The organism is Pseudomonas viciae, assembly GCF_004786035.1.
Taxonomy (GTDB): domain Bacteria; phylum Pseudomonadota; class Gammaproteobacteria; order Pseudomonadales; family Pseudomonadaceae; genus Aquipseudomonas; species Aquipseudomonas viciae.
In genome coordinates, this window is sequence record NZ_CP035088.1 from 3,838,763 (window position 1) to 3,851,385 (window position 12,623).

At 59.6% G+C, this 12,623-nt stretch carries 12 protein-coding genes; 8 read left to right on the forward strand and 4 right to left on the reverse strand.

Annotated elements, in window-relative coordinates; translation table 11 throughout:
- Nucleotides 1-1,128, reverse strand: coding sequence for a saccharopine dehydrogenase family protein (locus tag EPZ47_RS16515; RefSeq protein WP_135845770.1), 1,128 nt, complete (start codon nt 1,126-1,128; stop codon nt 1-3).
- Between the two features lie 119 nt (nt 1,129-1,247).
- Nucleotides 1,248-2,153: a LysR family transcriptional regulator gene (locus EPZ47_RS16520; protein ID WP_135845771.1), complete on the reverse strand. Its 906-nt coding sequence runs from the start codon at nt 2,151-2,153 to the stop codon at nt 1,248-1,250.
- 111 nt (nt 2,154-2,264) lie between these two features.
- On the opposite strand from EPZ47_RS16520, the gene EPZ47_RS16525 reads away from it, so the two are divergent.
- Nucleotides 2,265-3,116, forward strand: coding sequence for an NmrA family NAD(P)-binding protein (locus EPZ47_RS16525; protein ID WP_135845772.1), 852 nt, complete (start codon nt 2,265-2,267; stop codon nt 3,114-3,116).
- Nucleotides 3,117-3,128: 12 nt separating this feature from the next.
- On the opposite strand, the gene EPZ47_RS16530 is transcribed toward EPZ47_RS16525, so the two are convergent.
- Entirely contained in the window at nt 3,129-4,316 is a 1,188-nt protein-coding gene (locus tag EPZ47_RS16530) for a XylR family transcriptional regulator (protein WP_135845773.1), read from the reverse strand.
- Nucleotides 4,317-4,470: 154 nt separating this feature from the next.
- Here EPZ47_RS16530 and xylA point away from each other — a divergent pair, with 154 nt between their 5' ends.
- From xylA to EPZ47_RS16555, 4 genes are all read left to right on the forward strand, one after another.
- Nucleotides 4,471-5,787 (forward strand): xylose isomerase, encoded by a 1,317-nt coding sequence (gene xylA / locus EPZ47_RS16535; protein WP_135845774.1) that lies wholly within the window; start codon nt 4,471-4,473, stop codon nt 5,785-5,787.
- Between the two features lie 146 nt (nt 5,788-5,933).
- Complete coding sequence (xylF, locus tag EPZ47_RS16540) at nt 5,934-6,935, forward strand: D-xylose ABC transporter substrate-binding protein (protein ID WP_135845775.1); 1,002 nt, start codon at nt 5,934-5,936, stop codon at nt 6,933-6,935.
- A 185-nt stretch (nt 6,936-7,120) separates the two neighbouring features.
- Complete coding sequence (xylG, locus tag EPZ47_RS16550) at nt 7,121-8,677, forward strand: D-xylose ABC transporter ATP-binding protein (protein ID WP_135845777.1); 1,557 nt, start codon at nt 7,121-7,123, stop codon at nt 8,675-8,677.
- A complete protein-coding gene (locus EPZ47_RS16555) occupies nt 8,678-9,814 on the forward strand; it encodes a sugar ABC transporter permease (RefSeq protein ID WP_135845778.1) in 1,137 nt (378 codons plus the stop codon). It abuts the gene before it with no gap.
- Between the two features lie 10 nt (nt 9,815-9,824).
- Here the strand turns inward: EPZ47_RS16555 and EPZ47_RS16560 are convergent, their stop codons facing one another.
- Nucleotides 9,825-10,433, reverse strand: a complete 609-nt coding sequence (locus EPZ47_RS16560) for a LysE family translocator (RefSeq protein WP_135845779.1) — start codon at nt 10,431-10,433, stop codon at nt 9,825-9,827.
- Nucleotides 10,434-10,540: 107 nt separating this feature from the next.
- On the opposite strand from EPZ47_RS16560, the gene gcvA reads away from it, so the two are divergent.
- The 3 genes from gcvA (at nt 10,541) to EPZ47_RS16575 (ending at nt 12,598) form a co-directional block, all read left to right on the forward strand.
- On the forward strand, nt 10,541-11,467 hold the full coding sequence (gene gcvA / locus EPZ47_RS16565) for a transcriptional regulator GcvA (protein WP_135845780.1): 927 nt from the start codon (nt 10,541-10,543) through the stop codon (nt 11,465-11,467).
- A 233-nt stretch (nt 11,468-11,700) separates the two neighbouring features.
- The gene (locus EPZ47_RS16570) at nt 11,701-12,219 is read left to right on the forward strand and encodes an isochorismatase family protein (protein WP_135845781.1); all 519 of its coding nucleotides are present in this window, start codon (nt 11,701-11,703) and stop codon (nt 12,217-12,219) included.
- Between the two features lie 58 nt (nt 12,220-12,277).
- A complete protein-coding gene (locus EPZ47_RS16575) occupies nt 12,278-12,598 on the forward strand; it encodes an isochorismate lyase (protein ID WP_135845782.1) in 321 nt (106 codons plus the stop codon).
- Nucleotides 12,599-12,623: the final 25 nt, after the last annotated feature.

A 12,623-nucleotide genomic window follows, 5' to 3' on the forward strand; every position in this document is an offset into this window, starting at 1 on the left:
TCAGCCCTGCTCGTCAGAAAAGTGCACGGACAGGCTCAGGTTTTCCGGATCGTTGATCGCGGCCATGTATTCGTCGACGGTGATTTCGCCGACGCACGCGCGGGCACCGGGTGCGGGCAAGTAGCCCTGGGCGAGTTTCGCAGCCAAGGCAACGGTAGCGCAGCTGGGGATTTCCGGGCCCTTGTCATTCAAGGCCGTGAGCTGCGCCGTCATGAACAACGGTTTTCCTTCAAGCCCGATGCCTCGGACATCGATGTACATCGCGCTTTTGCCATCGCCGAATCGCTCGAACCACAGCCCCCAGCGATGAAGCCTTGCGGCCCAGGGGGCATGGTCACGGACGATGCCTTTGCGCAGTGCCTGGGCCAGCAGGTAGTTGGCCACGCCGCCGAGCTTAAGGCCTGAACCGGCCTTGAAACTCAGGGTCTGGGCGCCATAGCGGCCGGCAAAGATATCCATGTCCGGCACGTCGACATTGGCCAGCAGCCGAGTGCCCATGTGCTGCATTTTGCGCAGTTCAAGATCCTGCCAGCCCAACACCTCATGCACCTGGCCGTTCCTGAGCTGCTTGATCGGCTTGCCGGCGTAGGCCAGGACGCCTTCGACGGTGGACAGTCCGGGCATCTTGGCCGAAGAGGAAATACCATGTTCGATCGAGTCGATGCGTTTAAAGCGATAGCGCTGCTGATCAATGATCGCGGCCGATAGCGTCGGCACTGAACTGCAACCACTGAGGATCGCCACGCCCGCCTGTTTTGCCCGGGCATCGAGAGCGCCAATGCCAGTGACGAAGGCCCTGGAATCGGACAGGTCACAGTAGTTCACGCCCGCGTCGATACAACTCTCAGCCACTGCATAGGATTGCCCCTGGAACGGCCCGCCGGTGTGGATGACCAACTGAATGTTCATCGAGCCCAGCACGGATTTGAACTCAGGCCCCATGGCATCGCCGCACCAGCTGTCGCAGACCGTGCCCGATTGGGTGTTCAACTCAGCGACTTTGCGCAGCAACTTCTTGGGATCACGGCCCGAGAGCACCAGCTCTATACCTGGCATCACCGCCAAATGCCTGCAAACAATGCTGCCGAAATTGCCATACCCACCGACCACCAACACCCTGAACGCCATTCAAATGCTTCCCTAATAAGTCGATGAGCCAGCGCCCTTGCCGCAGCCCTGTCCAGCATTAATCCATGCCTGCACATCGTATTCGTTAAATATTCGATGACGCTAAATCATTGATCCTATTATCGGCTGAGCGCCACCACAAACTCTAGAAACGCTCGCACCTTGGCCGGCGGCAAGTGCCTTGAAGGGTACAAAGCGTAGAGCGGGAAATGTTCATCTGGCCAATCCGGAAAGAGTTCGATGAGCCTTCCTTCACGCAGGGCAGCGTCCAGACCCAACTCCAATACCTGGGCAACGGCCTGACCTTCCTCACAGATTCGGTGCATCGTGCCTACATCATTGACCATCAGTCTTCCGTGCGTTTTGATACTCAAACGCTCGGCACCTCGATGGAATTCCCAAATGAAAGGCTTGCCTGTTTGAGGATTTCGAAAGTCCACGCATACATGCTCCGCGCGCTCGAGCTCGGACGGATGCAGCGGACGACCGTGTTTTTCCAGGTAAGCCGGGGACGCGACGGTAAGCACCCGAGTTTGCAGCAACTGCCGGCCTATCAGTGACGAAGAAGGTTGCTCGCCAAAGCGCACAGCCAGGTCAACTCCATCTGCTATCAGGTCCCCCATCTGCTCGCGGGTCACTAGATCCAGCTCAATCGCAGGGTAGGTTGCCATGAAGCCCCCAAGGGCAGGCGCCAAGATCAACCTGGAGAAATACGGGTCAACATTGACCCTAAGCTTTCCCCGTACAGCCGTAGCACTGCCAGATGCGAACGTCGCCGCCTCCTCCAATCCGGCGAGCAATGGCGCTATCTCTTCGTAAAGACGGCGTCCTTCATCTGTGAGTTTCACCGAGCGAGTAGTCCTGTCAAACAAGCGAATTCCTAGCCTTGCTTCGAGGCGAGCGACAGCCCTGCTGACCCCGGACTGAGTCATATCCAGCGCATTCGCAGCCTTAACGAAACTTCCGCTATCGACCACCGCCGAGAGTATCCCCATACCGCTGACCAAACGCCCGTCGAAGCTCATTAATGATTCTCCGTCATATAAGCAATGAGACTCATGATATCGAAGAAAAATTAGAGGCAACGCAATAATTCGCCCATAGCGGCACCAGGTCGCTCTTCGAGAGGAATTCGTATGTATACGGTTATGGGTGTTACGGGTCAGGTAGGTGCCGAAGTTGCTCGCAACCTGCTGGCTGCAAACAAGCGAGTTAGAGTTGTAGTGCGGGATGGGGAGAAAGGCAAAGCGTGGGCCGCGAAAGGTTGCGAAGTCGCGGTTGCCGACGCTAATGACATCAGCGCACTGATCCCTGCTTTCAGTGCCAGTACTGGAGTGTTCATTCTGCTGCCTGCCAACTTCGATCCTTCCGAAGGCTTTCCGGAGACACGTCAGATCATCGAAAACCTGCGCGTAGCGCTTGAGACAGCCAAGCCTGAAAAGGTGCTGTGCATCTCCACGATTGGCGCCCAGGCACATCAGCCAAATCTGCTGAACCAGCTTCAAATCCTCGAACAGAGTTTTGGCATGCTGAACCTGCCAATCACTTTTCTACGCCCAGCCTGGTTCATGGAAAACAGCCTTTGGGACATTGAGCCCGCCAAGAACAACGGCGTGATCCTGAGCTTCCTCCAGCCACTGGATAAGCCAGTTCCTATGATCGCTACAGCCGACGTAGGCAGAGTAAGCGCCGAATTGCTGCAGGAAGATTGGTGCGGCAAGCGAATCGTCGAGCTGGAATCTGAACAACAGGTTACGCCCAATGACATCGCAGCTGCTTTTTCGGAGCTGCTGGATAAACCCGTGAAAATGGAAGTGGTACCCAGCCATGCCTGGGAGACACTGTTCCGCTCTCAAGGCATGAGCAACCCCAATCCGCGCATCCAGATGCTCCATGGTTTCAATGAAGGCTGGATTCACTTCGAAGGTATTCCACGCAAAGGGAGTGTTGGCTTGAAAGAAGTATTGTCGGCGCTTCTCTCTCGCTGACCACAGTGCGGGTCAGTGAGTCGCTGCGTTAGCGCCCTGTTGATATTCCCGAGGCGTGCAGCCAAATTCGCGGCGGAACACTGTGTGCAGGTACTGCGCCGACTTGAAGCCGCAATTCTGCGCAATGTCGGCAATTGGCGAATCAGTGTTTTCCAGTCCGCTGGCGGCCGCTGCCAGTTTGAAGCGCAGGATCTCGTCGTGGACGCTGCAGCCCCGTTCCTTGCGAAAGTGCGATTCCAGCGATGAGCGCGACACGCCGACATAGGCCGCCACCTGGGCAGTCTTGATGCCCTGACAGGCGTATTGGCGGATGAACAGCAGCGCCTGCATGACATAGGGATTGCCCAACGGTTGATGCAGGCTCGAGGCTTGCACGTTGATCGCATCGGGGGGAATCAGCACCTGTGTACCCGTGGACGGCATGCCGTGGAGCATTTGATGAAGCAGGCGCGCGGCGGTGCGGCCCATGGTTTCGGTGCCTTGGATTACCGAACTCAACGGCACTCGCGTCAGGCTGCGGGTCAGCGGGTCGTTATCGATGCCGATCAACGCCACCTGCTCGGGCACCGCGATGCCGGCGGTCAGGCAGGCTTGCAGCAGTTGCCTAGCGCGCGCGTCGCTGACGGCGATGATGCCGATGGGTTTGGGCAGGCTTTGCAGCCAGGCGATCTGTTGTTCGACGGCACTGTCCCACAGCGGCGCGCTGGTGCCCATGCCGCGATAGACCTCGACGTGCAGACCATCGCGCTGCAGCAGTCGGCGAAAAGCTTTTTCCCGTTCCTGGGCCCAGCGATTGGTTTGTGCTTCCGGCAAGCTGAAACAGGCAAAACGTGTCAAGCCGGCCTCGATCAGGTGCTCGTAGGCCAATTTCATCAGCGCATCATTGTCGGTGGCGACATAGGGAATGCCTTTGGGATAGGCGCGCGCATCCTGATAAGACCCGCCCACCGCCACGACCGGCAACTTGATCCCGGCCAGCGCCTCGCCAATCAGCGGGTCGTCGAAGTCGGCAATGATCCCGTCGCCCTGCCAGCGCTCGATCCCTTTCAAGCGACAGAGAAAATCTTCCTCGAGGAACAAATCCCAGGACGCGCGGGTGCTGCTCAGGTAATTGCCGATACCGCTGATGATGCCGCGGTCGTAGATCTTGCTGCCATTGAACAACAGTGCAATGCGGTGGACGGGCGGGACGGTTTTCATTGTTTTTACCCTGGACCAGTGAACACAGACTAGGCGCGCAATCAACGAATCTCAATACTCAAAATCGAACGACCTGTTGGTGATTTTCATAATCAGCAGCCACAGGCACGGCGTTAGTATCGAGACACCGCCAAGAATAAAAAGGAAATCGCCCATGCCGTACTTCCCCGGTGTCGACAAGATTCGCTATGAAGGCCCCAACAGCCACTCGTCCCTCGCCTTCCGCCACTACGATGCCGACAAGCTGGTGCTCGGCAAACCCATGCGCGAGCACCTGCGCATGGCGGTTTGTTACTGGCATACCTTCGTCTGGCCGGGCTCCGATGTGTTCGGCGCCGGCACCTTCAAGCGCCCGTGGCAGCGCAGCGGGGATCCGATGGAGTTGGCCATCGGCAAGGCCGAAGCGGCTTTCGAGTTCTTCTCCAAACTGGGCATCGACTACTACTGCTTCCACGACACCGATGTCGCCCCGGAAGGCAATTCACTGAAGGACTACCGTAACAACTTCGCGCAGATGGTCGACCACCTGGAGCGCCATCAGGAGCAGGCCGGGATCAAGCTGTTGTGGGGCACCGCCAACTGTTTCAGCAACCCGCGTTTTGCCGCCGGCGCCGCCAGTAACCCGGACCCGGAAGTGTTCGCCTGTGCCGCCGCCCAGGTGTTCAGCGCCATGAACGCCACCCAACGGCTCAAAGGCTCCAATTACGTGTTGTGGGGCGGTCGCGAAGGTTATGAAACCCTGCTCAACACCGACTTGAAGCGCGAGCGCGAACAACTGGGCCGCTTCATGCAAATGGTGGTCGAGCACAAGCACAAGATCGGCTTCAAGGGCGACCTGCTGATCGAGCCCAAGCCCCAGGAGCCGACCAAGCACCAATACGATTACGACAGCGCCACGGTGTTCGGCTTCCTGCAACAGTACGGCCTGGAGAACGAGATCAAGGTCAACATCGAGGCCAACCACGCGACCCTGGCCGGGCACAGCTTCCATCACGAGATCGCCACGGCGGTGTCGCTGGGGATCTTCGGCAGCATCGACGCCAACCGTGGCGATCCGCAGAACGGCTGGGACACCGACCAGTTCCCCAATAGCGTCGAGGAAATGACCCTGGCCACCTACGAGATCCTCAAGGCCGGCGGTTTCACTAACGGTGGGTTCAACTTCGACTCCAAGGTCCGCCGCCAGAGCGTCGACGACGTCGACCTGTTCCACGGCCACGTCGCCGCCATGGACGTCCTCGCCCTGGCCCTGGAACGCGCGGCGACCATGGTGCAGAACGATCAACTGCAGCAATTCAAGGACCAACGCTACGCAGGCTGGCAGCAGCCATTCGGCCAGGCAGTGCTGGCGGGTGAGTTCAGCCTCGCGTCACTGGCTGAGCATGCCTTCAATAACGAACTCAATCCCCAGGCTGTCAGCGGTCGACAGGAGATGCTGGAAAACGTGGTCAACCGCTTTATCTACCCCTGACAACAGGCGGCGTCCGCAACGCAGAGGCTGTTACATTCTCGCGACAAATCTCTGCACGCGGCGCCCGGTGAGTCTCTACAGTTCTATCCGCACCACGCTCATCGTCAGGCAGTGTCTTTCAAACAACAATAAAAGGACGCACCACCATGAAAAAACTACAACGCACGTTACTCGCCGGCGCCCTGGCCCTGCTCTCGCTGCCGGTCATGGCCGATGCGGCCCACCCCAAGATCGGCTTTTCCATCGATGACCTGCGTCTGGAACGCTGGTCGCGGGATCGTGACTACTTCGTCGCCGCAGCGGAAAAACTCGACGCCAAGGTCTTCGTGCAGTCGGCCGACGCCAACGAGCAGAAGCAGATATCCCAGATCGAAAACCTCATTTCCCGTGGCGTCGATGTGATCGTCATCGTGCCGTTCAACGCCACCGTGCTGACCAACGCCGTCGCCGAAGCCAAGAAGGCCGGGATCAAGGTGGTGTCCTATGACCGCCTGATCCTCAATGCCGACATCGACGCCTACATCTCCTTCGATAACGAAAAAGTCGGCGAGATGCAGGCCAGTGGCGTGTTGAAAGCGGCGCCCAAGGGCAACTACTTCTTGCTCGGTGGCGCGCCAACGGACAACAACGCCAAGGTCCTGCGCGAAGGCCAGATGAAGGTGCTGCAACCGGCCATCGACAAGGGTGATATCAAGATTGTCGGCCAACAGTGGGTGAAGGAATGGAACCCCACCGAAGCCCTGAGCATCGTTGAAAACGCCCTGACCCGCAACGACAACAAAATCGATGGCATCGTCGCCTCCAACGATGCCACCGCTGGCGGCGCGATCCAGGCCCTGGCGGCGCAGAAAATGGCCGGTAAGGTGCCGATCTCGGGGCAGGACGCCGACCTGGCAGCGGTCAAGCGGGTGATCGATGGCACCCAGACCATGACGGTCTACAAGCCGCTGAAACTGATCGCCTCGGAAGCCGCCAAGCTCTCGGTGCAACTGGCGCGTAACGAGAAACCCAGCTACAGCTCGCAATACGACAATGGCAGCAAAAAAGTCGACACCATCCTGCTCACTCCGATCCCATTGACCAAGGACAACATCGACTTGCTGGAAAAGGATGGGTTCTACACCAAGGCGCAGATCGCCGGGCAGTGATTTCTGTAGGAGCGGGCTTGCTCGCGAAAGCGGTGGGTCAGTCAACATCAATGCAGACTGATGCACCGCTTTCGCGAGCAAGCCCGCTCCCACAGGGACTTTGCCTGACTCTGGCATTAGGGTGCGCCTGGCCCCCGGCCATCCCCACCTGCTTATGTGTGAGCCCTTTTCTATGAGCCCTCGCCATGTCCGATTACCTGCTGCAAATGAATGGCATCGTCAAAACCTTCAGCGGTGTCAAAGCCCTGAACGGCATCGACATCAAGGTCCGGCCGGGTGAATGCGTCGGCCTGTGCGGCGAGAACGGCGCCGGTAAATCCACGCTGATGAAAGTCCTCTCGGCGGTCTACCCCTACGGCACCTGGGACGGTGAAATCCTCTGGGACGGCCAGCCGCTCAAGGCGCAGTCCATCAGCGAAACCGAAGCCGCCGGGATCGTCATCATTCACCAGGAACTGACCCTGGTCCCCGACCTGTCGGTCGCCGAAAACATCTTCATGGGCCACGAGCTGACGCTGCCCGGCGGGCGCATGAACTACCCGGCGATGATCCACCGCGCCGAGGCCCTGATGCGTGAACTCAAAGTGCCGGACATGAACGTCTCGCTACCGGTTTCCCAGTACGGTGGTGGCTACCAGCAACTGGTGGAAATTGCCAAGGCGCTGAACAAGCAAGCGCGGCTGCTGATCCTCGATGAGCCCTCCTCGGCCCTGACCCGTTCGGAAATCGAGGTGCTGCTGGACATCATCCGCGACCTCAAGGCCAAGGGCGTTGCCTGCGTGTACATCTCCCACAAGCTCGATGAAGTGGCCGCCGTGTGCGACACCATTTCGGTGATCCGCGATGGCAAACACATCGCCACCACCGCCATGACCGAGATGGATATTCCGAAGATCATCACCCAGATGGTCGGACGGGAAATGAGCAACCTCTACCCCACCGAACCCCATGACATCGGCGAGGTGATATTCGAGGCGCGCCACGTCACCTGCTACGACGTCGACAACCCCAAGCGCAAACGGGTCGACGACATTTCCTTCTCTCTCAAGCGCGGGGAAATCCTCGGCATCGCCGGGCTGGTCGGCGCCGGTCGCACCGAGCTAGTGTCGGCACTGTTCGGCGCCTATCCCGGCCGCTACGAAGGCGAAGTCTGGCTCAACGGCCAACAGGTCGATACGCGCACACCGCTCAAGTCGATCCGCGCCGGCCTGTGCATGGTCCCTGAGGACCGCAAGCGCCAAGGCATCATTCCGGACCTGGGAGTTGGCCAGAACATCACCCTGGCCGTGCTGGACAACTACTCGAAAATGACTCGGATCGACGCCGAAGCCGAACTGGGCAGCATCGACAAGGAAATCTCGCGCATGCACCTCAAGACCGCGAGCCCGTTCCTGCCGATCACCAGCCTTTCCGGCGGCAACCAGCAAAAAGCCGTGCTGGCGAAGATGCTGCTGACCAAACCCCGCGTGTTGATCCTCGACGAGCCGACCCGCGGCGTGGATGTCGGCGCCAAATATGAAATCTACAAGCTGATGGGCGCGCTGGCGGCCGAAGGCGTGTCGATCATCATGGTCTCCTCGGAACTGGCCGAAGTGCTGGGGGTATCCGACCGCGTGCTGGTGATCGGCGAAGGCCAGTTGCGCGGCGACTTCATCAACCACGAACTCACCCAGGAACAGGTGCTCGCCGCCGCACTCAGCCAGCCCGATGGCCATAACAATAATGATCGGAAGTCCGCGTAGATGAATCAGGTCAAACAACTCTTCAGCCGCTACAAAATGCTCGCCCTGGTGATCGCCGTGGCGGTGATCTGGCTGTTCTTCAGCTGGCAGACCGACGGCGGGTTCCTGACCCCGCGCAACCTCTCCAACCTGCTGCGGCAGATGTCCATCACCGGGATCCTGGCCTGCGGCATGGTGCTGGTGATCATCAGCGGCGAGATCGATTTGTCGGTGGGTTCATTGCTTGGGCTGCTCGGTGGCCTGGCGGCGATTCTCGACGTGGTCTATCACATCCCGTTGCTGGCGAACCTGAGCCTGGTCGCCTTGTGCGGTTTGGTGATTGGCTTGGGCAACGGCTACATGACCGCCTACCTGCGTATCCCGTCGTTCATTGTCGGCCTGGGCGGCATGCTCGCCTTTCGCGGCATTCTGCTGGGGGTGACCGGCGGCACCACCATTGCCCCGGTATCGCCGGAGCTGGTCTACGTCGGCCAGGGTTATTTGCCGCACACAGTCGGGACCGGGCTGGGTGTGCTGCTGTTCGCCTTGACCCTGTTCCTGACCTGGAAACAGCGGCGCAATCGTGCCCTGCATGGCCTGGCGGCGCATTCACTGGTGCGTGACGTATTGCGCGTGGTGCTGATCGGCGCGGTGCTGGCCGGCTTCGTCTATACCCTCAACAGCTACGACGGCATCCCGGTGCCGGTGCTGCTCTTGTTGGTCCTGCTGGGGGTGTTCAGCTACGTCACCAGCCAGACCGTGTTCGGCCGCCGCGTCTACTCGGTGGGCAGCAACATGGAAGCCACGCGCCTGTCGGGCATCAACGTGCAAGCGGTGAAACTGTGGATCTTTGGCATCATGGGCGTGATGTGCGCCCTCGCCGGCATGGTCAACACCGCGCGCCTGGCCGCCGGCTCGCCCTCGGCCGGCAACATGGGCGAACTCGATGCCATCGCCGCCTGCTTCATCGGCGGCACCTCCATGCGCGGCGGCTCCGGCACCGTCTACGGCGCACTCCTCGGCGCGCTGGTCATCACCAGCCTGGACAACGGCATGTCCATGCTCGACGTCGACAGCTATTGGCAGATGATCGTCAAAGGCAGCATTCTGGTGTTGGCGGTTTGGGTGGATGTGAGTACGCGCACGGGACGGCGTTGACTTGTATGCGTCACTTGCTGGCAGAAGCCATCAGCACGCCAAATCCGAGGAAGGTGATACCCGACAGCTTGCCGACAATCCTCGCGCCCTTGTTAGTGGAGAGCCAGCCTCTTGCGGCTTGGGCCGTCAGGGCATAACCGGAATGCACCAAGACCACGAGCAAACTGTAGGACGACACCAGCAAGAAGAACTGGCTGTAGTAGTCACCCGCCGGCCTGATGAACTGGGGAAAGACAGCCAGGAAGAAGAACCCCGCCTTGGGGTTGAGCAACTGGATTGACAACGCTTCGATAAATCGTCGCCAAGGACGCGGCGACGTGGCGTTGAGTTCGGGAATAAAACGCTGGGTACGCCACATCTTGATGCCCAGGTACAACAAGTACAGGGCACCGATGTATTTGAGCAGCGTGAAGGCTGTTGCCGAGGCGGCCAGGATCAATCCCAGGCTACTGGCGCAAATGCCCGCCACGATAAAAGCGCCCAAGGCGATCCCGAAGATGCCCGGCAGCGCACCGTTCCAGCCATGACGCAAGGCATTGGAGATCGTCAGCACCACGCCGGGGCCCGGGCTGAGCACCGTCAGGGTCGCCAGAATCAGAAAAAGTCCGTAACTGGCCATTAATCACTCCACATTGAAGGGCGCATTGATTCGGCCTGCAGATTGACGTGGCCCCCCAACGCTGACAAACGCTTTAATTGCACCTCATATGTGACTAAATTAGACACATGATTGCCAACCTCCCCCCGTTGAACGCCGTCCGCGCCTTCGCCGCTGCCGCTCGCCACCAGAGTTTCAGCCGCGCAGCCGAGGAGCTGCACGTCAGCCACAGTGCCGTCAGCCGGCACGTAAAGTTGCTCGAAGAGCGCTTGGGCGTGCCGCTGTTCGAACGTCGAACCCGCCAGTCCTTGCTCACTCCTGCCGGTCGGATTTTCTACGAGCAGGTCAGCGAGGCACTGACCCAGATCGCCAACGCCGCCACCGCACTGACTCGCAGTGCTGCCCAGCGCAGAGTGACCATTAACGTACGCCCCTCCTTCGCGGTGCGTTGGCTGATCCCACGGTTGCCCGATTTCATGGCGCGCCATCCGGACATCAAGCCTGACGTCGCCACCAGCACGCGGCCTCCCGATCCATCACGGGAACCGTTCGACGTGGTCATCCGTCGCGGGCACGCCGGCTGGTCGCCCTATGTACAGCCCACGGTGTTGCTGGAAGACGACCTGCTGCTGGTCGCCGCACCGTCGTTGCTGCAAAGCATGCCATTGGAAAACGTCCACGACCTGGCCCGGCACACCTTGTTGTCGGGCAGGACACGCAGCAGCGATTGGCAAGATTGGGTGGAGCACGCGGGGATCGATCCATTGAACAACCTGCCGCCGCTGCAATTCGATCACATGCACCTCGTGCTGCAAGCCGCCGTCGATGGCCTGGGCGTGGCGTTGTGTCCGGCTTCGCTGCTGGGCAGGGATTTGTCCAACGGGCGCCTGACCTGTCCACTGCCGTCGTTGCGTCTGCCGTTAGCCCGCTATTACTACGGGGTTTCCGGGGATGCGGTGGCTGAGACGCAGGTTTTTGTTGATTGGTTGCTGACCCATTGTGGGAGCGAGCTTGCTCGCGATGGCGGCGGCAGAACCAACATCTGCGCAAACTGACGGACCGCTTTCGCAAGCAAGCTGACATACCCACTTGCCAAACCTGACGGCCGGACGTTAGTGTCAGCACCATGAACCTGCCACAGTTTGCCTCGACCACCACGACCACGACCGCCAAGGCGGGTCGTGAGGTGTCGTGAGCCAATAACACACGTATCCCAAAGGCCCGCCAGTGATGGTAAGGGCCTTTTCTTTTGCCCTTGTGTCACTGGCCCAAACGCAAGGAAAGCACGATGCATGCTCTGTTGATTCTCGATATGCAGGTCGGGTTGTTTCATGGCCCGGAAAAACCCTGGGCCGGCGAAGCGCTGCTGGACACTTTGAATGGCTTGCTGCTCAAGGCCCGGAGGGCTGGAGCACCGATTTTCCTGGCGCGCCACGTCGGCCCACCTGGCTCGCCCATCGAACCAGCGAGTCCGTTGACGCAATTGGTGCAAGAGCTACGACTGGAAGGCGACGAGGTCATCTTCGAAAAAAGCCGCCCCAACGCTTTTGCCATGACAGACCTGGCCAATCGCTTGAAAGCCTGTGGCGCTGAAGGCGTGGTTATCACCGGCATGAAGACCCAGTATTGTGTCGACAGCACCTGCCGTGCGGCCCGGGACCTGGGTTTCGATGCGGTGTTGATCGCCGACGGCCATACTTGCGCCGACACGTCTGAATTGACGGCAGAAATGATCATCGCCCATCACAATACAACCCTGGCTGGCCCCTTCTGCCGAGTCGTTTACGCTGAAGAGTGGAGTTTCTAGTCCATAGCAGAGGATCGGCTCAAGCTGGGCCGTTCCTCTTCCACAAGGAGTGACCTACATGGAAACCCACCCTCCGTTGCAACCCTCGGAATGCGCAGGCATGGAGGATATCCGGCGCGAAGTCGATGCCCTCGACCAGGCCATTATCAAGCTGTTGGGCAAGCGCCTTGGCTACGTGCAGGCGGCCTCGAAATTCAAGACCTCGGCGACTGCAGTGCAGGCTCCGGAGCGTTTCAAGGCCATGCTCGGGACACGACGCGAGTGGGCTAAGGCCGAAGGCCTGAACCCAGATGTCATCGAAAAGATGTACAGCGACCTGGTGACTCACTTCATTGCTGAAGAGATGAAGCAGTGGACGGCTCATCAATCCGACACCTGAGCCGCCACTCTTCCTCACCACGGGG